Origin of the sequence: uncultured Parasphingorhabdus sp., assembly GCF_963677535.2 — a bacterium.
GTDB lineage: Bacteria > Pseudomonadota > Alphaproteobacteria > Sphingomonadales > Sphingomonadaceae > Parasphingorhabdus.
The window spans coordinates 1,650,255-1,674,866 of sequence record NZ_CAXXUT010000003.1; the positions used below are offsets into that span (position 1 = coordinate 1,650,255).

The 24,612-nt window shown below is 58.8% G+C and carries 22 protein-coding genes; 12 read left to right on the forward strand and 10 right to left on the reverse strand.

The genetic code is table 11. The features are described from left to right. Positions 1–90 precede the first annotated feature (90 nt). The 7 genes from ACHZCJ_RS15045 to ACHZCJ_RS15075 are packed head-to-tail and all read left to right on the forward strand — an operon-like array spanning position 91 to position 7,908. Complete coding sequence (locus ACHZCJ_RS15045; protein WP_321327333.1) at positions 91–888, forward strand: type II secretion system protein N; 798 nt, start codon at positions 91–93, stop codon at positions 886–888. Next, entirely contained in the window at positions 888–3,035 is a 2,148-nt protein-coding gene (gene gspD / locus ACHZCJ_RS15050; protein WP_321327335.1) for a type II secretion system secretin GspD, read from the forward strand. The genes ACHZCJ_RS15045 and gspD overlap by 1 nt, the downstream gene beginning before the upstream one ends. Further along, positions 3,035–4,582: a type II secretion system ATPase GspE gene (gene gspE / locus ACHZCJ_RS15055; RefSeq protein ID WP_321327336.1), complete on the forward strand. Its 1,548-nt coding sequence runs from the start codon at positions 3,035–3,037 to the stop codon at positions 4,580–4,582. Before gspD ends, gspE begins: the two co-directional genes overlap by 1 nt. Beyond that, positions 4,575–5,798, forward strand: a complete 1,224-nt coding sequence (gene gspF, locus ACHZCJ_RS15060; RefSeq protein ID WP_321327337.1) for a type II secretion system inner membrane protein GspF — start codon at positions 4,575–4,577, stop codon at positions 5,796–5,798. Before gspE ends, gspF begins: the two co-directional genes overlap by 8 nt. A 22-nt stretch (positions 5,799–5,820) precedes the next feature. Continuing rightward, complete coding sequence (gspG, locus tag ACHZCJ_RS15065; protein ID WP_321327338.1) at positions 5,821–6,294, forward strand: type II secretion system major pseudopilin GspG; 474 nt, start codon at positions 5,821–5,823, stop codon at positions 6,292–6,294. After that, positions 6,266–7,438, forward strand: a complete 1,173-nt coding sequence (locus ACHZCJ_RS15070) for a hypothetical protein (RefSeq protein WP_321327340.1) — start codon at positions 6,266–6,268, stop codon at positions 7,436–7,438. Before gspG ends, ACHZCJ_RS15070 begins: the two co-directional genes overlap by 29 nt. Beyond that, positions 7,435–7,908 (forward strand): type II secretion system protein M, encoded by a 474-nt coding sequence (locus ACHZCJ_RS15075; protein ID WP_321327342.1) that lies wholly within the window; start codon positions 7,435–7,437, stop codon positions 7,906–7,908. The genes ACHZCJ_RS15070 and ACHZCJ_RS15075 overlap by 4 nt, the downstream gene beginning before the upstream one ends. 10 nt (positions 7,909–7,918) lie before the next feature. Here the strand turns inward: ACHZCJ_RS15075 and ACHZCJ_RS15080 are convergent, their stop codons facing one another. Together ACHZCJ_RS15080 and ACHZCJ_RS15085 are read right to left on the reverse strand one after the other, a co-directional pair. Then, on the reverse strand, positions 7,919–9,004 hold the full coding sequence (locus ACHZCJ_RS15080) for an acyl-CoA desaturase (protein ID WP_159645398.1): 1,086 nt from the start codon (positions 9,002–9,004) through the stop codon (positions 7,919–7,921). A 113-nt stretch (positions 9,005–9,117) separates the two neighbouring features. After that, positions 9,118–9,792 (reverse strand): hypothetical protein, encoded by a 675-nt coding sequence (locus ACHZCJ_RS15085; RefSeq protein WP_321327345.1) that lies wholly within the window; start codon positions 9,790–9,792, stop codon positions 9,118–9,120. Between the two features lie 172 nt (positions 9,793–9,964). On the opposite strand from ACHZCJ_RS15085, the gene ACHZCJ_RS15090 reads away from it, so the two are divergent. Beyond that, complete coding sequence (locus ACHZCJ_RS15090; protein WP_321327346.1) at positions 9,965–11,362, forward strand: cytochrome P450; 1,398 nt, start codon at positions 9,965–9,967, stop codon at positions 11,360–11,362. Between the two features lie 94 nt (positions 11,363–11,456). Continuing rightward, the gene (locus tag ACHZCJ_RS15095) at positions 11,457–11,831 is read left to right on the forward strand and encodes a DUF4345 domain-containing protein (RefSeq protein WP_321327347.1); all 375 of its coding nucleotides are present in this window, start codon (positions 11,457–11,459) and stop codon (positions 11,829–11,831) included. Here the strand turns inward: ACHZCJ_RS15095 and ACHZCJ_RS15100 are convergent. From ACHZCJ_RS15100 to ACHZCJ_RS15110, 3 genes are all read right to left on the reverse strand, one after another. Then, positions 11,828–12,163, reverse strand: coding sequence for a phosphotyrosine protein phosphatase (locus tag ACHZCJ_RS15100; RefSeq protein ID WP_321327348.1), 336 nt, complete (start codon positions 12,161–12,163; stop codon positions 11,828–11,830). The two genes, ACHZCJ_RS15095 and ACHZCJ_RS15100, sit on opposite strands and share 4 nt — an antisense overlap. Beyond that, positions 12,160–15,180: an excinuclease ABC subunit UvrA gene (gene uvrA / locus ACHZCJ_RS15105; protein WP_321327350.1), complete on the reverse strand. Its 3,021-nt coding sequence runs from the start codon at positions 15,178–15,180 to the stop codon at positions 12,160–12,162. Before uvrA ends, ACHZCJ_RS15100 begins: the two co-directional genes overlap by 4 nt. Positions 15,181–15,354: 174 nt before the next feature. Next, positions 15,355–17,403, reverse strand: a complete 2,049-nt coding sequence (locus ACHZCJ_RS15110; RefSeq protein ID WP_321327352.1) for a hypothetical protein — start codon at positions 17,401–17,403, stop codon at positions 15,355–15,357. Between the two features lie 302 nt (positions 17,404–17,705). Between ACHZCJ_RS15110 and ACHZCJ_RS15115 the strand changes: the two genes are divergently transcribed. Beyond that, positions 17,706–18,317, forward strand: a complete 612-nt coding sequence (locus ACHZCJ_RS15115) for a hypothetical protein (protein WP_394700141.1) — start codon at positions 17,706–17,708, stop codon at positions 18,315–18,317. Here the strand turns inward: ACHZCJ_RS15115 and gmk are convergent, their stop codons facing one another. Next, positions 18,318–18,986, reverse strand: a complete 669-nt coding sequence (gene gmk / locus ACHZCJ_RS15120) for a guanylate kinase (RefSeq protein ID WP_159647991.1) — start codon at positions 18,984–18,986, stop codon at positions 18,318–18,320. Positions 18,987–19,103: 117 nt separating this feature from the next. Between gmk and ACHZCJ_RS15125 the strand changes: the two genes are divergently transcribed. After that, complete coding sequence (locus tag ACHZCJ_RS15125; protein ID WP_159645381.1) at positions 19,104–20,222, forward strand: AI-2E family transporter; 1,119 nt, start codon at positions 19,104–19,106, stop codon at positions 20,220–20,222. Here ACHZCJ_RS15125 and ACHZCJ_RS15130 read toward each other — a convergent pair. Beyond that, the gene (locus ACHZCJ_RS15130) at positions 20,219–21,502 is read right to left on the reverse strand and encodes an MFS transporter (RefSeq protein WP_321327354.1); all 1,284 of its coding nucleotides are present in this window, start codon (positions 21,500–21,502) and stop codon (positions 20,219–20,221) included. The two genes, ACHZCJ_RS15125 and ACHZCJ_RS15130, sit on opposite strands and share 4 nt — an antisense overlap. 411 nt (positions 21,503–21,913) lie before the next feature. Here ACHZCJ_RS15130 and ACHZCJ_RS15135 point away from each other — a divergent pair, with 411 nt between their 5' ends. Then, positions 21,914–22,279, forward strand: coding sequence for a hypothetical protein (locus ACHZCJ_RS15135; protein ID WP_321327356.1), 366 nt, complete (start codon positions 21,914–21,916; stop codon positions 22,277–22,279). Positions 22,280–22,412: 133 nt separating this feature from the next. On the opposite strand, the gene ACHZCJ_RS15140 is transcribed toward ACHZCJ_RS15135, so the two are convergent. From ACHZCJ_RS15140 to ACHZCJ_RS15150, 3 genes are read right to left on the reverse strand one after another with little or no spacing between them, the layout of a single operon-like run. Continuing rightward, on the reverse strand, positions 22,413–22,703 hold the full coding sequence (locus tag ACHZCJ_RS15140; RefSeq protein ID WP_173205978.1) for a hypothetical protein: 291 nt from the start codon (positions 22,701–22,703) through the stop codon (positions 22,413–22,415). Positions 22,704–22,721: 18 nt separating this feature from the next. Then, a complete protein-coding gene (gene fumC / locus ACHZCJ_RS15145; protein WP_321327358.1) occupies positions 22,722–24,116 on the reverse strand; it encodes a class II fumarate hydratase in 1,395 nt (464 codons plus the stop codon). Continuing rightward, entirely contained in the window at positions 24,113–24,598 is a 486-nt protein-coding gene (locus tag ACHZCJ_RS15150) for an SspB family protein (protein WP_159645370.1), read from the reverse strand. Before ACHZCJ_RS15150 ends, fumC begins: the two co-directional genes overlap by 4 nt. Positions 24,599–24,612 lie beyond the last annotated feature (14 nt).

Sequence of the window (24,612 nt, forward strand, 5' to 3'; positions counted from 1 at the left end):
TATTTCCGTCACCAATGAGTCGTCGAACGGTCGTGAAACCGCTATAGCGCGACGAGGGTTCAAAGGTTGCGGGGATTCGTGGGTAATAGCTTGTCGGACAGATTTGGCACGGTGGCCCGCTGGTATAGCCGGACGGGTCTATATCCGATTATCTGGGTGATACTGGCGGTTTTGCTGCTGGTCCAGGCGGTACGGCTGATCTGGCTGGTGGTGACTCCGCTGGGGCCGGTTGGCGATTATCGCGCTGATCAGGTGCGTATATTGTCCCCGCAATCGCGGCTCACCCTGTTCAGCAGCTTCGATCCGTTTTTCCGCGACGGCGCAACGCAAAGCGCCAATGTCGTGACTTCGCTGCAATTGACCCTGTTCGGCATTCGCATGAACGAGGCGTCTGGACGCGGTTCGGCAATCCTCGCCGGTCCGGACGGGGTGCAGACCAATTATGTAATCGGCGAGGAAATCATGTCCGGTGTCACGCTCGACAGCGTGGAATTTGACCATGTCATTATCAACCGGGGCGGCGTGCGCGAAAGCCTCTATCTCGACCAGTCGATTCCCGCGCAGACCGTCGGCACCGAGGAGCCGGTCGCCTCCGCTTCGCTGTCGCTAGGCGCCAACGAAATCCCCGGCGTCGCATCGCTGGCGCCGCGCAATGATCAGGGGCGCGTCACCGGAATATTGCTGTCGCCGCTGGGCGATGGCAGCCTGTTCAAGAGCGCCGGTTTTCGCAATGGCGATATCATCGTGTCGATCAACGGCAATCCCGTGGGCTCGGCGAGCGACATCGATGCGCTGACAAGTCAAATCCGGCCCGGCGCGCGCCTGTCGGTGGAAGTGGAGCGCGGGGCCGACACGGTTCCGGTCGCTGTCAATCTGGGAGCCCCATAATGTCTAGTTACTTCGCCCGGATCATAGCGGTCCTCGCTCTTTGCGCCGGCCTTTCGACCGCGCCCGTGTCGGCCCAGCACACGCTCAATGTCCGCGATGCCGATATCCGCGCGTTCGTGCAGGATGCGGCAAAGGTCACGGGCCGCACCTTCATCCTCGACAGCCGGGTGCAGGGCAAGGTTTCGGTGGTCACCGACCGTCCGCTCAGCCGCTCGGAATATTTCGAGATTTTCCTCTCGACCCTGCGCGCCAATAATCTGGTCGCGATTCCGACGACTCGCGGTGCCTATCGCATCCAGCCGGCCGATGGCGCGGCGTCGCAGCCGAGCCGGATCGGGTCGCGTGGCGCCGAGGCCAATCAGCTGGTCACCGAAGTGGTACGGCTGAAATCGATTGTCGCGACCGAAGCGCTGGAGACACTGCGTCCGCTGGTCAGCAAACAGGGCTCGATCACCGCCAATCGCAACGCGAACAGTCTGGTGATCGTCGACTATGCAGACAATATCCGGCGGATACGGTCGCTGGTTGGCGATATCGACCGCGACAGCGCCGCCAGCACCATCATCACGCTGAAAAACGCCGGTGCTAGGGAAATCGCGACCTCGCTGCAGGCCCTAGCCGCGCAAGGCGGTGGTGACGGATTGCGCGCACCGGTAACCGTGGTGCCGATCGACAGCAGCAACAGCATTGCCCTGCGCGGCGACCCCGGCGCAGTGGCGCGTTTCGAGCAAATGGCGCGTGAACTCGACAAGGGCGCGGAATCGGGGACAGAGATACGCGTCCACCGGCTCGGCTATGCCAATGCCGAACATCTCATGCCGGTGATCGAAAATCTTCTCGGCACAGGCGGTACCAGCGGAAGCGCGGCCAAAGTTGCCGCTGCCGACGGAGGTGAAGCGGCCGTTTCGTCTGTCTCTGCCGGCGGCAATGGTATCGCCAGCCGGGGCCCGGCCATCGTTACCCGGCTTGAAGGCACCAATGCGATCATCGTAGCGGCAAATCCCGACGTGCAGCGCATGATTGGCGAACTGATCCGCCAGCTTGACACCCGGCAGGAGCAGGTGGTGGTCGAAGCGATCATCGTCGAGATTTCGGAGACGCTGGCGCGCGAGCTGGGCGTGCAATGGCTGGTTGGCGGGGAAGATGTTCCTTTTGCCGTCACCAATTTCTCCAACGCCTCGCCGAACATTGTCGACGTCGCCGGCGGTTTGCTGGCCGACCAGTTCGATACGACAACCACCACCACGACCGATACCGCAACAACCGTAACCACGAACAGTTCGGTCGGCGACGCGCTAAGGGAAAATGCGGCGGATTCTGTGCTTAGTGCCCGCGGTGGATTCGGCGGCTTTGCGACCAGCCTGGGGGGCAGCGCGGTGCTGGGTGCGATCATTAACGCGGTGCAGTCCGATACCGACAGCAACGTCCTGTCGACGCCTTCGCTGACGGTGAACAACAATCTCAAGGGCAGCATCCTGTTCGGCCAGGAAATTCCGGTTTCAACCGGAGAAGCCCTGTCCGGCAATTTCGACAATGCCTTCCGCACGATCCAACGACAGAATGTCGGCATCGAGCTGGAAGTAACACCGCAAATCAATGCCGGTGAGGAAGTGCGGATGGAATTGCGCCAGCAGGTCAGTTCGATCGCCGGACCGGTTTCCGACGATTTCAACGAGCTGATCATCAACAAGCGCGAGATCAATACCACGGTGACGGTGGGCGATGGCGAAATTATCGCACTGGGCGGTTTGCTCGACGACAACGAGCGTCGCACGATCCAGAAAGTGCCGTTTCTCGGCGATATCCCGGTTCTGGGAGAATTGTTCCGTTCGCGGGGTCGGTCGCGGGTCAAGACCAATCTGATGGTTTTCATCCGCCCGACGATCCTGAAAGATCCCAACGACGCCCGGCGTTTCTCCAGTGCGCGCTATGACTATATCCGGGACCGGCAGATCAGCCGCGATCCGGAAAGCGAACCGTCCATTGATGCTCTGGTCCGCGACTATCTGGGAACCGTTCCTCCGGTGGTCAAACCACGTCCGGACGACCGGATCATCTATGCGCCGGGCGACCGGCCTGCGGTCAGTGACAGTGGCATGATCGAGCGGGCACCGCTCCCGCCAAGCGAGGCCGGCGGGAAGCCGTAATGAAAATCGCCCGGGGAACAGAGGCGACGATTGCCGAGGCGGAGCACAGCCCTCAGAGCGCGCCGCTCGCGAGAGACCTGCCTTATTCCTATGCTAGGGACCACGGCCTGTTGCTGCAGGACTGCAGCGGTGAGCGCCGGGTGCTGGCCATGCGTAGCGGTTCCGACCCATCCGCCCTGCTGGAGGTGCGGCGCTATCTGGCTCTGCCCTTCGATGTGGAACTGGTCGACGGTCCGGCGTTCGAGAAGCTTCTGAGCGCCCATTATGCGATGGACGGTTCGGCGGCCGCCATGGCGGGCGATATGGCGCTGGCCGGCGAGGGGCTGGACGATATTGCCGGGGATATCCCGAGCGCCGAGGATCTGCTCGACAGCGCCGATGACGCGCCGACCATCCGGCTGATCAACGGGATCATCGCCGAGGCGGCACGGCAAGGTGCTTCGGATATCCATATCGAACCCTATGAGACGGGGCTGGTGGTCAGGATGCGGGTCGACGGCGTGCTGACCGAGAAATTGCGCATGCCGCCGCATGTCGCGGGCGTGATCGTCAACCGGATCAAGGTTATGGCGCGGCTCGATATTGCCGAGCGGCGGATACCGCAGGACGGCCGGATCAGCCTGACGCTGGGCGGAAAGCTGCTCGATGTGCGTGTTTCCACCTTGCCCAACCGGGCGAGCGAGCGGGTGGTGATGCGGATTCTCGACAAGGAAAGCGCCGGTATTTCGCTCGACCTGCTGGGCATGTCCCCCAATACCCACGCGATCCTCAGCGAGGCGCTCAGCGAACCCAATGGCATCATCCTGGTCACCGGCCCCACCGGCTCGGGCAAGACCACCACGCTTTATGCCGGCCTCAAGCAGCTCAACGACGGCAGCCGCAATATCCTGACCATCGAGGATCCGGTGGAATATGCGATCGAGGGGATCGGCCAGACGCAGGTCAATGCCAAGGTCGGCCTGACCTTCGCGGCCGGTCTGCGCGCGATCCTGCGGCAGGATCCCGATGTCGTGATGATCGGCGAGATCCGCGACCGCGAGACGGCCGAGATTGCGGTGCAGGCGAGTCTTACCGGTCATCTCGTGCTCTCCACCGTGCACACCAATGACGCGGTCGGTGCGATCACCCGGATGCGGGACATGAAGGTGGAGCCGTTTCTGCTCGCCTCGACCCTGCGCGCGGTGGTTGCCCAGCGTCTGGTGAGAAAGCTCTGCGACCATTGCCGCACCCCGATCCAGGCCGACGGGAGCCTCGCCTCGCTGCTCGGCTTTGACAATGGCACCGTGGTCTACCGCGAGACCGGCTGCGACCATTGCAACCATACCGGCTTTCAGGGCCGGATCGGCGTGTTCGAGGCGATCCGCATCGACGACACGCTGCGCAAGCTGATCAACGACGGCGGCGACGAGGCGGCGATCACGGCCCATGCCTTCCGCAACCAGCCCCATCTGGGCGTGGCCGCGAGATCGCTGGTCCGTGAAGGTTTGACGACGCCCGAAGAAGCGATCCGCATCTCCCGGCGTGAAAGCGAAGCGGTCGATGCCTGAGTTTGCCTATAGCGCGATTGATCCCAAGGGTCGGGAAAAGGCCGGGCGACTGACCGCAGCCAGCGATGAGGCGGCGCGCGCGAAGCTGGTCGAACGCAATTTCTACGTCGTGAAAGTGGAAGCGGCCCAGGGGAAGTCCAGCGAACGGGGCAAAACGTCCGCCGGATTATTCGGCCCGAAAAAGCTGTCGTCGAAAGAACTTACCCTGTTCACGCGCCAATTGTCGTCGCTGGCGCAGGTCAGTCCGCTGGAAGAAGCACTACGGCTGATCGGCAACCAGAATGAAAAGCCGCATGTCCAGCAACGGATCGCAGCAGTCCATGGCGGGGTGCTGGAGGGGCAGCGTCTGTCCGAGGCGATGCGCCGAGAGCCGAAAAGCTTTCCGCCGCTCTACCGGGCAATGATCGCGGCGGGAGAAAGTTCCGGCACGCTGCCCGATATCACCGAACGGCTGGCCGATCTGCTCGAGCGCCAGGCCGAATTGCGCGGCAAGCTGATCGGCACGTTGGCCTATCCGGCGGTGCTGGCTTTGGTCTCGATCATCGTCGTCGCGCTGCTGATGATTGCGGTCGTGCCAAAGGTGGTCGAGCAGTTCGACGACGTGAACCAGCAACTGCCGATAATCACGCGGATTGTCATCGGGATATCGGACTTTCTGGCCGGCTGGTGGTGGGGAATTCTCATATTCATTGGACTGGCGCTGCTGATCGGCTGGCGGGCGCTGAAAGAGCCACAACTGAAATATCGATTCGATGCTTTCCTGCTGCGCCTGCCGTTCTTCGGGCGCCTATTGAGGGACTTGCACGCAGCGCGTCTGGCGCGAACGCTATCGACCATGGTCGCCAGCCGCCTGCCGATTATCGAGGGGCTGCGGCTGACCACCGAAACGATCAAAAACAGCGTGTTGCGCAAGGCGTCGGAAGATATGGTCGAGGCGATAAGAGGGGGCGGCAGCCTGTCCAGCGCGCTGAAAAATGCAGGCGTATTTCCGCCAATGCTGATCTATATGGCTTCCAGTGGCGAGGCATCGGGGCAGCTGGATGATATGCTGGCACGGGCGGCGGGCTATCTGGAAAGGGAATTTGACAATTTCAGCTCTACAGCCTTGTCCTTGCTGGAGCCGATCATCATTGTGGCCCTGGGAGGCCTGGTTGCGCTGGTGATATTGGCGATTCTATTGCCGATCCTGCAGCTTCAGAATCTGGCAGGACTATGAGGGCCGGGAAAAAGGAATGACTATGACAACAGACATTGAAAATTCTAGCAAAGCTGCGGTTTCCGAAACCGCAAAGCGCAAGAAGCGCAATGGCTTTACTCTGGTCGAGTTGATGGTGGTGATTTTCATCATCGGCCTGATGACCACCATCGTGGTGATCAACGTGATGCCCAGCCAGGACCGCGCAATGGTCGAAAAGGCGCGAGCGGATATTGCGACGCTGGGGCAGGCATTGGAAATGTACCGGCTGGACAATCTCAGCTATCCCGGCTCGTCCGACGGTCTCCAGGCGCTGGTTTCGGCGCCCGCGTCTTTGACGACAAGCGCGCGCTACCGCCAGGGAGGTTATATCAAGAAGCTGCCGGATGATCCCTGGGGACGGCCCTATCAATATGACAATCCCGGTCGTCAGGGTCCCGGCTATGATCTTTACTCGCTGGGCGCCGACGGTGCGCCGGGCGGTGAGGATGATAACGCCGACATTTACGCTGAATAAGACCGAGCGCGTGAACCCCGACCTTCTCCTGATTGCCTTTCCCGTCGCGGATGACGAAGTGCTGCACTGGTGGCACGTCGCAGACGGGGCCGTGCAGGCTACGGGCTGCGATTCGGATCCGCTCATGGCATCGCAGGCCGGTGGGGCCGGCCAGGGGGATGCAAATATACGCATGATCGCGCTGATGCCGTCACATCATGTCAGCATCATGGCGCATCCAGCGATCAGCGATGCGAATGAAAGCCAGATGCGGGCGGCAGCAATTATCGCCGCCAGAGCCCAAAGTCTGGAAGCCGACCGGGTGCATATTGTCGCCGCTATCGATGAATCGGGCGAGCCGGTTACGGCTGCGGTCGGGCAGGATATACTGGCAAGCGGTCTGGTCCGTTTGCAGGCGCGGAATATTGACCCGGATGCGATCATTCCGGCTGGCTGGCTGCTGCCGACGGGCGGAGAAATGGAAGCGAATGCCGTAACTGCGGATTTCGGATTTGACCGGGTCGTGCGCGCCGGAAATATCATCGCGGTGGATGATCCTGCTTTGCGCAAAATTCTTTTTGCCGAACGAGCCGTCGAACCGATAGCCGGCGATGCTTTCGGCGTCATGCTGGCCGGTGCTGCGGAGAAAAGCGATCTGAATTTCCGGAGCGGGCCCTTCGTGAAGAAAACGCAACGGGCGATCGATGCGAAGGAAAAACGCCGCCTCGGCTGGATGGCTGCGGGACTGGTCATCCTGTCTCTTGCCATTCCGCTGGCGCAACTGGCCAAATATCATTGGGCAGCCGCGTCCGCGGACGAGGCGGCGCTGATGCGGGCTGCAGAGATTGTCGGCGAGCAGGAAAATCCCGAAGCCGCCGAACGCGCGCTGGACCAGCGGCTGATTGCCGAAAACCGCGGCAATATAATGTTCCCGGTTCCGGCTTCGGCACTATATGCAGCGCTGCAGCAGGTGCCGAATGTGTCGATCACCCGCATGGCTTATGGTGACAATGGCATTGTGTCGGCGACATTGTCGGCGGTGCGCAATGAGGATATCAACCCGGCCCTGCTGGCTCTCCAGGACGCGGGTTTCATCATTACCGCGACCCCGCGTACCGACGCGACCGGATCGGCACAGGCTGACATTACGGTGAGAGCACCATGATAGACAATGCGAGAAGCTGGCTTGCCGGGCTCAGCCGGCGGGAACAGATGCTGGTCGGGATAGCCGGCCTGTTGCTGGCGGGAGTGGTCGGCTATTACGGCATTGCCGGCCCGATGGTCGATGCCATGGACACCGCCGAAGATCGCTATGGTGATGCGGTCGAACGGCAGGCCCGGATCGAGAGCAAGGTTGCGGCGCTGCTGCAACCGGCGGATGGGCAGCCGAAACGCTTCACGGGTGCAATCGACACTTATGTCAGCCAGAGCGCTGGCGAGACGGGTATAGCGGTGGCCTCTGTGACCCCGCAGTCGGACGAACGAGTGAATATGGTGGTGGAATCCGCGAAGCCGACGGCGCTGCTGGGCTGGCTTTCGCGGATCGAACGCGAGGGGATCGCGGTGGAAAGCCTTCGCGTCGATCCCGCTGACAATGGAACGGTTTCGGCCAATCTGACCCTGCGGTCACATTAGCCGCGATCCGTCATTCGGCGGGTTCAATATGATGCTGCTTGTCGGCCGGGAACATGATGCCGCCGTCATCGGCTGACATGACCTCCGGTTCGTCGAATCTGGCAGATGCGGCCTTCGGCTTTTGCTGGATCCATTCGCCCTTTTCGTTCCGGATATAGGCAGGGGCCCGCTGGACGTTCCAGACGAGGCCCATTTTCTCCCAGAGATAAATGATCTGTCCGTTCAGGTCGAACTCCCACCACGCAACCTGGGAGGAGGCGGCGCGCGGATGCTGGTGATGGTTGTTGTGCCATCCGTCACCGAAGGTCATCCAGGCCATGAACCAGTTGTTGCGCGAACCGTCCTTGGTATCAAAGCGCTGCGAGCCGAAAACATGGCCGATGCTGTTCACGCCCATCACGAAGTTCAGGAAGAAGAAATTGCGGAAAAAACCGCCGATCAGGATGGTGCCGATGATATGTTCCGGTCCGCCAAAAGCCAGCGCCCAAAGGGCTGGCAGGACGATGCTGGAAAAAACCGCGATCGACCAGCGATGCTTGTGGCACCACAATACTTGCGGATCGTCGATCAGGCCCTTGCCATAGACCTTCATGTCGGAAGTGGTATTGTCGAACAGCCAGCCGAAATGGGCAATGCCCAGTCCCTTGAGTTTCCCCATTTTCTTGCCATGACCGTCGATATAGGGGCTGTGTATGTCGCCCACCTTGTCGGCAAAGGCATGGTGGCGGCGATGATCCGCGGCCCATTTCAGGACCGATGCCTGACAGGCCATTTGCGCCATGATACCGATGGCAAGGCGCATTTTCGGCCCCGCTTCAAAAGCGCGATGGGTGAAATAGCGGTGATAGCCAATGCCGACGCCCATATTGATCAGGGCAAATCCGAACAGAAAAGCGGACCATTCGACCCAGCCGGTGGCGTGGGTCAGGGTCCAGTAAAGCGCTCCGAGCGATCCCAGTACCATCGTCGAAAGCAATATGCCATATTCGATGCGTTTGGCGCGTGCAGCCGGCCCGCCGATGATGACGCCATGCTGTGGATGCTGTTCCGACGGTGTATATTGGTCGGGTTGAATGTCGCTAAATGCGCTTGCCATTAACCAAAATCCTCGAAGATGATATCGGGATCACAGGATATAGGCTAATCAGTATGATTACAATTCTATTAACTATTACGCTGCGGGAGGCGGCGCGGGCGGGCCCGGTTGCGCTAGTCGTCGCGGAGCGGCTTTCGTCCGCTACGGCTGGATTCGCGCGCACGGCGACTCGGTTCGCTGCGGCTTTCGCGGGTTGCTCTGTCGGTACGGACCGACGACTGGGGCCGGGTTCGCGGCTGCTCGGCTGTTGCGTTCGATCTCCTGTTTGGACGGGTTGTCCCTGATTCCGAACGATTGCCGCGTTCCTCGCGCGCACTTCTGTCGTCGCCGCGCCGCTGGCCGCGACCATTGTCACCATCCCGATCGCGAGAATCATTCCGGCGATCAATTCTGCGGTCACGGCGGTCGCCGCGGCGGCTGGAATCTACATCCCGATATCTGCGATCTCTGGCGCGATGTCCGCCATAAGCGGCACGCTGACGGGCCCAATAGCGCCGGTGATTGGCGTGCATCGCGTGGCGTCTGCCGCCACGATCAAAAATATAGATGCCATAGCCGGGATAATAATATTGGTCATACCAGCCGCCGCCGAAGCCGATATTGGCAAAACCATAGCCATAGTCGCAGGCATAATAATCATCGAACGGCGCATAGGGATCGCAATCATAGCCATGATTGTTGACATAGCCGTCGCCATATGTGCCGCCATACATGCACCCGCCGAGGCTCAACAGTGCGCCTGCGGCGAAGGCAGACTTCAGGAACCGGGGCGTTGCAAAATTGGTCATGATCTTTCCTCTGAATCCGGTTCCTTGGCACCAGCCCTACAGCATTGCGACTGTTTCGTGATTGGTTCCACCATTAATTTGCAGTGATTGAATAGCTTATGAATGGAGTGGCTTGCTGACATTAATGAAAGTAGCTACCCTGTTGTCAAAATACCAGTCCAGGAGAACTCGCGTGGCGACAGTTGCAACAAAACCGCATGGATATCCGTTTCAGGAGTCTGCCAATCCGCATTGGGTGCGGCGCCCCAGCGAGGAAGAACTGTCGCATATTCCGGGTGAAAAAGGCCTGCCGGTTCTGGGTTGTACACTGGATCTGCTCAAGAACCCGTACGCATTCGGGCGCCGGATGTTCGAAAAATATGGCTCGGTCTATCGCGCATTCAGTTTCGGGGGATGGTCGGTCAATCTGCTTGGGGCCGATGCCACCGAATTGATCCTGTTCAACAAGGACAAGATATTCTCCAGCGAGCAGGGCTGGGGACCGATTCTCAACAATTTGTTTCCCCGCGGCCTGATGCTGATGGATTTCGAACGTCACCGGGCGGATCGCAAGGCGCTGTCGGTGGCTTTCAAGCCAGGCCCGATGAGGCATCACTGCCAGGTGCTCGGCGATGGGATATTACAGCGGGTTGGCGAATGGAGCGGGACTGAATTCGAATTTTATCCGGCGATCAAATCGCTGTCGCTGGATACCGCTGCCAGCGCGATCCTGGGTATCCCCTGGGGGCCGGAAGCCGACAAGATTAATAAGGCCTTCGTGCACGAGGTGCAGGCTTCGGTGGGTGTGGCGCGCAAACCGATACCCTTTACCAAGATGTGGAAAGGCGTGAAGGCGCGCGAATATCTGCTCGAATATTTCACCCCGCAAGTGAAAGAACGCCGGGCGAAAGGCGGAGAGGATATATTCACCCAGATCTGCCTCGCAACCCATGAAAATGGCGAGCTGCTGACCGAGGACGAGGTCGTCGATCACATGAATTTCCTGATGATGGCGGCGCATGACACAATTACCTCTTCAGCGACCAGCCTGATTTATTTGCTCGCCAAACATCCCGAGTGGCAGGACAAGATCCGCGAAGAATGTCTGTCGGTCGCGCCTGCCGGAACGGCGCTGTCGATGGAACAGCTGGGCAAGCTCGAACTGACCGAAATGGCCTTCAAGGAAGCGCTGCGGCTGATCCCGCCGGTGCCGTCGATGCCGCGTCGGGCGGTCAAGGATTTTACCTTCCGCAATTACACGATTCCAGCCGGTACAACCGTCGGGGTGAGCCCCAGCTTTGTGCACAAGATGGAAAAACACTGGCCCGATCCGGAAAAATTCGATCCGTTGCGCTTCACGCCGGAAAATTCGGCCGGTCGTCACAAATATGCCTGGGTGCCCTTTGGCGGCGGCGCGCATATGTGTCTCGGACTCCATTTCGCCTATATGCAGATCAAGATCTTGATGCATGCGATGCTGACCCAGAACCGAGTGGTCCTGCAGGGTGGAGCGGGTTACGAGCCGGACTGGCAGGTCTTCCCGATCCCGCAGCCCAAGGACGGGTTGCCTGTGCGTCTCGAGCGGCTGTAGATACCAGGCTGGACTATCCGCTGCGCTTGGGGCATCGCCTGTTCGGGATTTAAGCCTTTTTCGCGTGAGCGAGCGGGGCAACGGGGAAATCGAAATGAATATCTTACGTATTGTCACGATTCTGGTGGGGCTGGTTCCGCTATTTCTGGGCGTTACCGGCATACTATTTGGCGCAGCGGAACATAGTGGAGGGGACGCGGTCAGCACGGCGCTCGACAGCCAGTATCGTTATCTTGCCGGCGTCTATGTCGCTATCGGGTTGATGATCCTCTGGTCGGCCGGTGATATTCGCGGCCGGGCGGATTTATTACGCTTTGCCATGCTGGGCTGGTTTGTCGGTGGCATCGCCAGGGCGGTGTCCTGGACGACAGTGGGCGAGCCCGCTAGCTGGCAAGTCAGTGGCATGATTGTTGAACTGGTCGTACCGGTCGCGTTGCTATTGTGGCAGCGCCGGGTCTTGAAGCGCTAGGGAAAATAGGCCGGAAATCTGGCTTTGATGATCGCAACCAGATCCGGATCCATGAACTTGTAATTGTCCGGAATGGCCAGGTTGCGAACCGGCTTTTCTTTCAGCAACGGGCCGAATTTCTGCGTGATCTTTTTCCTGTGGCCGGTCTCCATCACATAGATGCTGTCCGCCCAGAGGATCAGATCGCCGGATAGCGGTGTCTCGGCATCGTTATTCGTACCCGCCGAGATGGCCGTCACCCTGTCCACGCTGTTCAGCACCACCTCCGCTGTCGGGCTGCGCAGGCGGTTGCGGGTGCAGACGAAAAGAAGCCTCGCAATTGTGCCGCTCACTTCGCCAGCATATCTTTCAGATAGCCGCCGGTATAGCTGCCCTTGACCTTGGCAACTTCTTCAGGTGTGCCTTGCGCGACGATCTCGCCGCCGCGGACACCGCCTTCGGGGCCGAGGTCGATGATATGGTCGGCGGTCTTGATGACGTCGAGATTATGCTCGATCACCACGACGCTATTGCCCTGTTCGACCAGCTGGTGAAGCACCTGCAAAAGCTTGCGGACATCCTCAAAATGCAGACCGGTGGTCGGCTCGTCGAGAATATAGAGCGTCTGTCCGGTTGACCGTTTCGACAATTCCTTGGCCAGCTTGACCCGCTGCGCCTCGCCGCCGGACAGGGTCGTCGCCTGCTGGCCGACCTTCACATAGCCAAGGCCCACTTCATAGAGCATCGCCATCTTGTCGCGGATCGGCGGGACGGCCTTGAAGAAGCTGACCGCATCCTCGACCGTCATGTCGAGAATATCGGCGATTGACTTGCCCTTGAACTTCACCTCCAGCGTTTCGCGATTATAGCGTTTGCCGCCGCATTCCTCGCAGGTGACATAGACGTCGGGCAGGAAGTGCATCTCGATCTTGATCAATCCGTCGCCGCGGCAGACTTCGCAGCGGCCGCCCTTGACGTTGAAACTGAACCGGCCCGGCTTGTAACCGCGCGCCTGAGCCTCTGGCAGACCGGCGAACCAGTCGCGGATGTTGGTGAAGGCCCCGGTATAGGTCGCCGGGTTGGACCGCGGGGTGCGGCCGATGGGCGACTGGTCGATATCGATGACCTTGTCGCAATATTCGAGACCGGTGATCTTGTCATGCGCGCCGGCAATCATCCGCGCGCCATTGAGCGTCCGTGCCGCCGCAGCATAGAGCGTGTCGATGGTGAACGAGCTCTTGCCCGAACCCGACAGGCCGGTGATGCAGGTGAAGGTTCCGAGCGGGATCGACGCGGTGACATTCTGCAGATTGTTGGCGGTTGCGCCGTGCACGGTCAGCTTCTTGCCATTGCCCTTGCGGCGCTTGGCCGGCACTTCGATTTCCCGCGTGCCGTTGAGATAGGCGGCGGTCAGCGATTTCTTCGATTTCAAGATCTGCTTGAGCGTGCCCTCGGCGACGACCTCGCCGCCATGGACGCCGGCGCCCGGTCCCATGTCGACAACCCAATCCGCGGTGCGGATCGCATCCTCGTCATGTTCGACCACGATCACCGTATTGCCGAGATCGCGGAGACGTTTCAGTGTGGTCAGCAGCCGGTCATTGTCGCGCTGGTGCAGGCCGATGCTCGGTTCGTCGAGCACATAGAGCACGCCGCTGAGGCCGGATCCGATCTGACTGGCCAGCCGGATGCGCTGGCTTTCACCGCCGGAGAGCGTGCCGCTGGTCCGGTCTAGATTGAGATAGTCGAGTCCGACATTGTTCAGAAAACCGAGCCGCTCGATAATCTCCTTGAGGATCGGTTCGGCAATCTGGCTCTGCGTCTTGTCGAGCTTGGCACCCAGACCTTCGAAAAATTCCAGCGCGTCACCGACGCTGCGGCGAGAGGAGATGGAGATATCCTCGCCGGCAATCTTGACCGCCAGCGCTTCCGGCTTGAGCCGCGCGCCGTGACAGGTCTCGCACGGTGCGGCGGCCTGGAATTTGGCCAGCTCTTCCTGCATCCAGGCGCTCTCGGTCTGCAGCATGCGCCGGTTGAGATTGCCGACGACGCCTTCGAATGGCTTCTTCACTTCATAGGATTTGCGGCCGTCCTGAAAACGGAGCGTGACGGGCAGGCCCTGGGTGCCGTTGAGAATGACATCCTGATGATGTGCGCTCAGTTCGTTCCAAGGCGTCTCGAGATCAAATTCGAAATGGCGCGCGAGGCTGCCGAGAACCTGCATATAATAAGGCGAGGGCGGGTTGGACTTGGCCCAAGGCACAACCGCGCCCTGTTTGATACTCAGCGCCGGATTGGGCACGATCAACTGGGTATCGAAATGCAGCTTTTCGCCGAGACCGTCGCAGGACGGGCAGGCGCCTTGCGGGGCGTTGAAGGAGAAGAGCCGCGGGGCGATTTCCTCGATGGTGAAACCGCTGACCGGGCAGGCGAAGCGTTCGGAAAAGACGATCCGGTTCGGGGGGAGGCCGGTGCCCTTCATCTTGCCTTGTGGGGAATCCGCGCTTTGTCCGTTGCCCTCAAGCGCAGTCGAGAGGCGTGTCTCGGCTTCGCTCGACACGAAGGGTGTCTGGGCTTCGGCCACACTCTCCGCTCGTGCTGAGCCTGTCGAAGCACGATTGGCAAGCGCCAAAGCCTCCTCAACCGTCCCATCCGCCAGATCGACAAAGGCCAGGCCATCCGCCAGCCGCAGTGCCGTCTCGAAACTGTCTGCCAGCCTTTGTTCCATGCCCTCGCGCACCACGAGCCGGTCCACGACAACCTCGATGTCATGCTTGTATTTCTTGTCGAGCTTTGGCGTTTCCTCGATATCGTAAAATTCGCCGTCGACGCGGACCCGGGTGAAGCCGGCCTTCTGCCACTCCAGCAATTCCTTGCGATATTCGCCCTTGCGGCCGCGCACCACGGGTGCGAGCAGGAAGAAGCGGGTTTTCTCGGGCAGGGTCATCACCCGGTCGACCATCTGGGAAACGGTCTGCGCGGTAATCGGCAGGCCGGTCGCCGGTGAATAAGGCACGCCGGCGCGCGCCCAAAGCAGGCGCATATAGTCGTAAATCTCGGTCACCGTCGCGACGGTCGAACGCGGATTGCGGCTGGTGGTCTTCTGCTCGATCGAGATCGCGGGCGAAAGCCCCTCGATATGCTCGACATCGGGCTTCTGCATCATCTCGAGAAACTGCCGTGCATAGGCCGACAGACTTTCGACGTAGCGCCGCTGCCCCTCGGCATAGATGGTATCGAACGCGAGGCTCGACTTGCCGCTGCCGGACAGGCCGGTGATCACGATCAGCTTTTCGCGCGGCAGCTCGATATCCACGCCCTTGAGATTATGCTCGCGGGCGCCTTTTACTTTGATGTGGGTCAGACTCATGGACGTGCTTTGCAGAAGATGCCGGAGAGAGTCCAGCGGGCCAAAAGAACAGGGTGGTCCGCATTATATGTTCAATGTTTGTTCTGTTTTCAAGGGTTGTGTGCGAGCAAATATACCGGTCGCGAGGCACTTGCTCTCGACTAGTCCTCATCGTCTCAACCCTAAAAATGGCGTTCAGGGTGTTTCATTCAGCGCCCGAGTCCCCTTGACCCGCCCAAAGGCCGCCCGATATTTCTCGAAAAACCTGACCATCTCCGGTGACCTTTTGCTCTTCATATCGCAGAAGAATTTGCGGTTCCATCCCTTGGCCGTGCCGAGATGAATCATCGCATAGACATAAGCGAGCAGGCCTGCTGAGAAAGCAAATGCGGCGTCCGTTCCTGCGGCTGCCCACGTGGCGGCCGCAACCAGCGGATAGGCGAGCACCGGAAAGCTGATCGCCTTGCGATAATTGAATATCGCCTTGCTCTCCCGTGTCGGCAGGCCGAATTTTCCGACCAGCGTCGAGGTGAAGGGCAGGCGGTTGTGGATGATCGCTGCCGGAATCTTGACCCACCAGGGCACGGGCGCCAGCAGGATAGTGGCGAGCGCGAGCAGCTCGAAAAACGGGTAGCGGATGACCAGCAGCGCCAATACCTTGTAGTCGTGATATTGTTTCGAGGTATGCTCGATCAGTTTGTCGACGCTATCGACTGCGTATCGGCCCTTTTCGCGGAAGCGGAATACATTATTGGGGAACATATAATAGCGCATCAGGCCCTTCTTCCCGGGCATGTCGGCGCGGGCCGGGCGAATGTCGAGCAGCTTGGCGACCTCGTCGGTGAAGGTCCCGTACCAGACCAGATGGTCGGTCTTTTTCTCCGGCCGCTTGGTATAATAAGTCGCGTTATAGTCGGCGATGCGCTGGTCGATATTGGTCCTGATACTGTTGCGAAAGTCCGGATCGGCGATCATCCGGTGAACCAGCAGGCACTGCATTTCGGTGATATTGTTAAGGCCGCCGGTAAAGGGGCGTGTGAAACCGATGGTGTAGATATTCTGCAGCTCGGGTGACGTGACGCCCATGAACTGTTCGCGCGGCTTGTAAGCAAAGACTTCCACTCCGCTTTCGCCATGCGCCCGGATCTCGGGTACTGCGGGTATTTCCTGATCGCCGTCGATGAGCATATCGAAGCTTGCGCTTTCGCCGTCTTCGCTGAGCGTCATCGCCTCATGATCGATGGTTGTGGCCGCCTTGTCCCACAGCTTCACATGGCCATGCTCCAGAAAGAAGGGCAGATCGTTGATCAGATAGCCATCGGCAATCTTCTGTTCCAGCGTCTCCTCGCAATAGAGCTTGTAGACATCGATCGGCCAATATTTGATCGCGATATGGCCGTTTTCGACCGGCGCCTTCGCCTTGAAGAAATGGCGGATGTCCTTGTGCGGCCGGATGCTCTTGGGGTGGCGCACGCCCAGGCTGTTGCGGTCGAACAACTGGGCAAAGCGGTGATGGATCAGGCCGTGGATATAGCCGCCGTCGATGAAGGCGCGATAGCTCCATTTGCTGACTTCCGAAAAATTGTGGCATTCGAGCTGGTCGAGCGGGACGAAACGCGGCCCATCGTCGAAGGGCGAAAAGGTGGCGAACATCTTGTCGAGAATGATGAAACCGTTGCTGACCAGATGCACTTTGGCGCCATGAGCAACCAGCTTGGCGATCAGCAGGTTCGAGCTGTCGCCGGTCGAAGTGATGGCGACGTTTTTGCCGGCAAAGCTTTCATCCACTGTGATCTGCTTGAGATTGGCGTTCATCCTTCGCCGGAAAGCGGTTGCGACGACGACATGTTTGGCGCGGAACTGCTCGCCGCTTTCGAGGTGGACGATGCTGTGATCGGCATGATTGTCGATGCTGTCGACGACGCCATTGTAGATGTGATCGGCGTGACGTGCGGCGTATTTTTTGTGGATCCCGTAAAATTCCTTGGCAGTGGGAAATCCATCGGAGAAATTTTCCCCCTGCTCCCTGAGCATTTCCACCAGTTCGAAGGAGTAGACGCTGCTCTGGAGCGAACTCACAAGGTCGAAATCGAGTGCACCGGCAGTTTCCAGCTGCTGCCAGATTGGCTGCATCGGAGACACCATAAGCCAGCCGATGCCGCTTGCCTCCAGTTCGCGGATCAGCGGCATGGTCGAAAAGCCGCCGCCGATGATCAGAACATCAATTTCCCGTGGTTCAGCCACATTACCCCCTTAGCGATCCGCCATTGCCACTTTGGTACCCTTTCGGGGACCGAAAACCAACGGTCTTTTCCGATCGATGCAATGCAAAATGTCCTCGTTTTGCGCAGCTTGCCAAAGCATCTTTCTTTTGTCGATCGGCAAATGCCGTTGGTCGAACGGCAGTCTGGGTGCGGCGCGTCTATGCTATGTTGACGGCAGCTGAGTGAGAATCCGGAAAAGCATAATGCTGACGGGTCGCATCGAAGCTTGAAATGGGGGATGGTATCGGAACGCGGACAAGCAAAACGCTGAACCGGAATATATTGCCTACCGCATGGGCAAGCTCCTATTTCCGGATTCGCGGATCATGCGCCCGCCCCCTATTGGGCGCAACCGTTGCAACGCTTCTGCTGCCATCCCCTTTTTTTGAACCTGTGCACGCGCAGACGCCTGCGCCAGCGTCTGTCCAGTCGGTACAAGCCTGCCTAAGCGACGCTCACCGTGCTTTTGATTTCTGGATCGGAGTCTGGGACGTTACCGCAGCCGGACAGGACCGGGCGACGGCGTCGAGCCGGATTTCACGCGATCACGGCGGCTGCGTTATCCGTGAAGATTATACCAACAAAAGCGGTTACACCGGCATGAGCATGAGCTTTTACGATGCCGCGCAGAAAAAATGGCACCAGACCTGGATGGGGACGGATGGTTCGGCGCTGTTTATCGAAGGCGGGCTGAATGCTGAGGGTGAGATGGTACTCAGCAACCGCAACACCCCTTATTATGCAAGGGGTATGGTCATCAACCGCATCACCTGGACAGCCCGGGATGACGGAAGCGTCCGACAGCACTGGCAGACGTCGACTGATGATGGTGCCAGCTGGTCGACATTGTTTGACGGGCTTTACGTCAGGCAGGTGCCGCAGCCAGCGCCCTGACTATTCCGCCATCAAGTTCCGGACGAACCCGATCAGGCCGGTTTGTCGCGACCGTCGCATCCGTTCGGTGGCAAGAATTTGCTTCACCTTGGTGAAGCAGGCGTCGAGATCGTCGTTGATCAGGACATAGTCATAGCCGTCCCAATGGCTGATCTCGCTGGTCGCGCGCTGCATCCGGCTTTCAATGATCTCCGGCGCATCGGTGTTGCGGCTTTCCAGACGGTTGCGCAATTCCCCGAGAGAGGGTGGCAGAATGAACACCCGCACCACATCCTGGCCGGCGCGCTGATAAAGCTGCTGTGTGCCCTGCCAGTCGATATCGAACAGCACATCCTGTCCGGCTTCCAGACTCTGGTTCACCGGGACCGACGGAGTGCCGTAGCGGTTGCCGAATACCGTAGCATATTCAAGGAAGCTATGATCGGCGACCATTTCCTCGAACTGGTCGCCACTGACGAAATAATAGTCCTTGCCATCCTCTTCACCAGGCCGTTTCGGCCGGGTTGTTACCGACACCGACATGGCGATCTCGTCGTCGGCTTCCAGCAACATCTTTGCCAATGTCGATTTGCCGGCGCCCGAGGGAGAGGACAGCACGAAAAGCAGTCCTCTGCGGTTCAGTTCGCGGTGATCATTATCGATATTCTGGGAAGCAATATTGTCGGCCATAGCGGCTATTGGCCGATAGGTGTGCATCGCGTCAAGATGCTTGTCCCGATGTTTTATATCTGCAGGATGCACAATCATCCTGATGACAGTCACGGAGATTAAGGCTATCGAAAAATCATGATCCAGGGACGTATCAGCACCATTTTCTACGCGATCGGTATCACGATCATGATCGGCTGGCTGTTTTACGTGGGTCAGGACATCATCCTGCCGATTGTGACCGCGATCATCCTGCTGCAGATTCTCTATGCCGCCAGCGCCACTGTCGCCCGAATTCCCGGGCTTGGCCAGACGCCCTTGTGGCTCCGCGCCACGCTCGCCCTGATTGGCGTGTTGGCCATGCTTTTTGCCATGACCCGGATGCTGGTGGCCAGTCTGCAGAATCTGGTGCCTTCGCTGCCGGTCTATCAGCGCAATCTGGAAAATCTGTTCGCTCTATGGTTCCCGCTGCCGGCAGACGAGACGATTGGCCGTCCGGAAGTTTCCGAACTTATGGCTTCGCCCTCGGCGATATTTGACCGGGGCACCGAGGCGATCGCCAAAGCGGTACGTGAATTTGCCACGAGATTTTTTACCGAGATCGATATCGCCGCGCTGGCCCAGTCGGTGCTGTCCTCGCTGACCAGCTTCGGCGGATTTGTCTTCATCACGATATTATATGCATCCTTCCTGCTCAGCGAGATCACCGGCTTTCCCGAAAAGGTGCGCCGGGCCTTCGGTTCGGACAGCGATTCGACCGATACACTGAACATGATCACCCGGATCAACCATGATATCGGCAGCTATCTGGCGACCAAGACGCTGATCAACATCATCCTCGGTGTCATCTGCTGGGTGATATTGCTGATATTGGGCGTGGAATATGCCGCCTTGTGGGCGATCATCATCGGGCTGCTCAATTATATTCCCTATATCGGTTCGTTCGTCGGCGTGGCTTTTCCGGCGCTGTTCGCCGTGGCCCAGTTCGGGACGCTGACCATTCCTCTGATTGCCACCGGCCTGATGACCACGGCGCAGGTGATCGTCGGCAATATCGTGGAACCGAAAATGCTCAGCAAATCGGTCAATCTCAGCCCGATGGTGGTGCTGGTCTCGCTGGCCATCTGGAGCAGCCTGTGGGGCATTCCCGGCGCTATTCTGGCGGTTCCGTTCACGACGATCTTGATGATCGTGCTGGCGCGCCGGCCGGGAACCAGACCGATTGCCGCGCTGCTCTCGAGCGACGGTAATATCTAGACGGGCGTCGCCGGTGGCTTGAGGCAGAAAGCGGCGAGCATTCCGGCGGCGAGCAGGATGATGGCCCCGGCAAAGGCGAAGTCGTAGCTGCCGGTCGCCTCGAAGACAAAGCCGGCACCGGCGGGCGCCGCAGCGGCGAAGGGCAGAACCACAGGAGCGAACAGGGAATTGATCACGGGAAAGGCGCGTTCGCCGAAATAATTGCCAATCGCCGCGGGGAGCAACACCAGCAGACTGCCATAGCCGGCACCGAATAACATACCCATGGCCGACAAGAGCCATATGCTCTGGCCTTGCCAGAATCCCGCGAGCGCTACCGCCATCAGGGCGATGGACCCGAATATGGTCCAGCGCAGTTCGAACTGGTCGCCAAGCCAGCCGGCCGGAATCCGCGCCAGCCCGCTGCCCAGGATCAGAAGGCCGAATATGGCGGCCGCCTCGATCCCGTTCAGACCATTGTCTGTCAGATGCAGAACGCCATGATTGAGCAAGGCAAAGAAGGTGCCCAGATAACCAACCGATATCACCATCATCAGAAAAAGGGTCGGTTTGCGAATGATCTCCCGCAACGTCCATTCATGGTCGGTGCGATAGGTTTTCGGGTGCGCGTGATGAGCTTGCTCGTCACTGACTGCGCTTATGGGATCGATATTGTCCGGGAATTGTCCGATATCGGCCGGCCGGTTGATGATGAACCGCGTGGCGGCCAGCGCGATGAGGACCATCGCCGCGGCGATGGCCCAGGCCGCCCGCCAGCTGTCAAACCGGTCCATCATCTCGGCCAGAACCGGCTGTGCCATCGCGCCCCCAAGCGCGCCGCCGGTCATGACGATGCCGATTGTCGTCGATCGCTTGACGCTGAACCAGCTGATCATGGCGGTCTGCGCGCAGATCGGGCCGGTCAGGCCAAAAGACAGGCCCATGACCACGCCCCATACCAGAACCCACTGCCATAAATCGGACACTGCAAATACCAGCAGCAGCAAACCGGCCAGCATGACCAGCAACCCGACTGTCATGGTCCGGCGGACCCCCGACCGGTTCAGAAGATAGCCGGTCAATGGATAGGACAGGCCAAGCGTTATCAGCGCCACCGACTGGGCAATGGAGGCGGAGCCGCGGTTCCAGTCCATCGTCTCGACCATCACCGGGAAGACCACCGAATAGGCGAAATAGACAAAGCCGGATGCGGCAAACTGGATGAAGAAGAACAGACCGACATTGGTCCAGCCAAAGAATTTGCGGGGCGCTTGCCCCGTTTGCGCGGTGGTTGCCAACATGCTCTCCTGTGCCGCTTCGTTTTGGCGGTTCTCATGGAGCTTACAGCAATGTCAGTTGTGATCAATATTACAATTGGCGGGGATAGGTTCTTCTCACCAAAATTTGGGCTGTGAGGAATTAGCGATGGATTGCAGAGAAGCTCGAAACCATGCCTTCAATGGGAAATCTGGTCCAAAGTTCGTCAAAGTTCGGACCAAGGAGGCGTTATTTTGCGTGATGTTGGATAGATTGTTGCCGATGTAGGAAATTTTGTTTCGGGCGGTCTGATGGTTGAAGATATGCAGGAGAAAATCGGACAGAGATTGATAGTCTAAAAACATAGCCCTAAATCCAAAGTTCGGGGATTGTTGCAACTGTCACGGTAATTGGACGTCAAAACGAGGCCGACAGGAAAAAGGCAGTAAATAGCTATGTCAAAAAATTTCCGTACTAGATGGTGGGCGCTGGTGATACCGCTTTGCTCTTCATGTGCTGTGGAGTCAGATATCTCAAATACTTGGGGAAAAGGAAAAATCATAGCTCATCCGCATAAACAGGTGATGATTGAGATATTTGGCGAGAACAAGTCTTTTAATTTGGTTAGAAATAATGAGGAGATGGAAGAATGTAGAGAAAATTCAAATGATCCATATGCTAAGAACGTAATTCTCGGAGGTGACATAATCGTTGATCAGGGCGAAGGAATTACCGGTGAATTTCAAGGGAAAATTGACTATACAAAAAATACTTTCGTACTCACGTGCGCTAGGAATTTGGATGGTTGGCAAATTCCCTGATAGGACTGTGATCACAGTTTGCTAGGGTTAGGACCTATTAAAGGGATTCCCAGCGCGGTATTCTTGTTGTGGTTCAATGTCGGCATCGAAGGAGGTGCAGTCATGCAATTACGGTGACAGTTTACTGAATACACTAATTTGCCAACGATGAAGCGCTATTCTTAAGCTTCCGTTCCTCCGGAACCGGCTTGCCCTCAATATCAATCACCGCCTCGGATGCGGGCAGGGCTTCCGCCTCTTTCTTGTCATCATAGAGCTTTTTCGCGATCAGCGCCCCGCCGACCAGCAGCGCGCCGGGGACGGACCGGGTGGCCAGACGGGCCGCGAGCATGCCGAGGCCGAAGTTGCGCAAACCGTGGCCTTTGGTGTGCTTGCGGGCTTCGTATCCCACTGCGGTGGTGAATATATTTCTGATGAGCGACATGTTGTTCTTGTTCCCGGATCAGGAATGATTTCCGACCATATTCTCAGGCCTTACATGGGTATCGTAGGTTTCTGCGTCAACCAGATCGAGTTCCAGTGCGGATGCGCGCAATGTCTGGCCGGTCTTGTGGGCATATTTGGCAATCGCCGCCGCCTTGTCATAGCCAATTACCGGGGCGAGGGCGGTGACCAGCATGAGCGAGTTATCGACCAGCTCCCTGATCCGCGCTTCATTAGCCTCCAGACCTTCCACGCAGCGTTCGGAAAAGCTCGACATGCCGATCGAGATGATCTCGATCGAGCGCAGCACGTTGGCGCCGATCAGCGGCTTGAACACATTCAGCTCCAGATGCCCCTGCAGTCCGCCGACGGTCACCGCCTGGTGATTGCCGATCACCTGCGCTGCAACCATGGTCAGCATCTCGCACTGGGTCGGATTGACCTTGCCCGGCATGATCGAGCTGCCCGGTTCATTGGCCGGCAGGTCGAGCTCGCCAAGGCCGGAACGCGGTCCCGACCCGAGCAGGCGGATATCATTGGCGATCTTGGTCAGCGACACCGCCAGCGTGTTGAGTGCGCCTGACAGTTCGACCATCGTGTCATGTGCGGCCAGTTCCGCGAACTTGTTCGGCGCCGAGGTGAATTTCAGGCCGGTGATCTTGGAGATTTCCTTGGCGATATGCTCGCCGAAACTGTCTGGCGCATTGAGCCCGGTGCCGACGGCGGTGCCGCCTTGCGCCAGCTGCAACAATCGTGGCAGCACGCTCTCGACCCGATCGCGGGCGGCGACCAGCTGCGCGGCATAGCCGGAAAATTCCTGGCCGAGCGTCAGCGGTGTGGCATCTTGCAAATGGGTGCGGCCGATCTTGACGATGGATTTCCACTGCTGCGCCTTTTCGGCAAGGGCGTCGTGCAATTGCTCGAGCGCCGGGAACAGCTCGACTTCCAGTGCCCGCGCCGCCGCCACATGCATGGCGGTTGGGAAGCTGTCGTTGGACGATTGGCCGCGATTGACATGGTCGTTCGGATGGACCGGATATTTGCCGCCGCGCGTGCCGTAGATCGCCTCGTTGGCGACACCGGCGATCACTTCGTTGACGTTCATGTTCGACTGGGTGCCGGATCCGGTTTGCCATATGGTTAATGGAAATTGATTGTCATATTCGCCGGTGCGCACGGCATTGGCGGCTTTTTCGATGGCGGCGGCGATTTCCGGTTCGAGGCCATGGATGCCGTTGACCCGCGCTGCTGCCTGTTTGACCGCAGCCAGCGCATGGATCAGCCGAATCGGCATGCGTTCCTGACGGGGGAAGGGAAAATTTTCGATGCTTCGCTGGGTCTGGGCGCCCCAATAGGCATCGGCTGGCACTTCAATTTCGCCGAGAGAATCGGTTTCGGTACGGGTGCCGCTCACTTTTTCTTGCCGAAGTCCACCGTCACTACGTTGGAGCCGTCATCGACGGTCTCGACCGCTTCCGTCTCGCCGTCATTTTCCGCAGGATCATGGTCATCGATATCGCCCTCGACCTCGTCAACGTGGAACTGCAGGGCAAAATCCACGGCCGGGTCGACAAAAGACGTGATCGCCGCGAACGGAATATGCAGCATCGAACTGATCTGGTTGAAACTCAGGCCAACTTCGAAACGGTCCTTGTCAACTTTCAGATCCCAATAGCGGTTCTGGATGACAATGGTCATCTCGTCCGGGAACCGCGCGATCAGGTGATCGGGGATATCGACGCCGGGGGCGCGGGTCTTGAAGGTGATGTAGAAATGATGCTCACCGGGCAAACCGTCTTTCTCGACTTCCCTCAGCACACGGCCAACCACCGCACGCAGGGCTTCCTGAACGATTTCGTCGTAAGGAATCAGGCTATCGGGTGCGTCATCACTCATTTGCACTAGGTGGC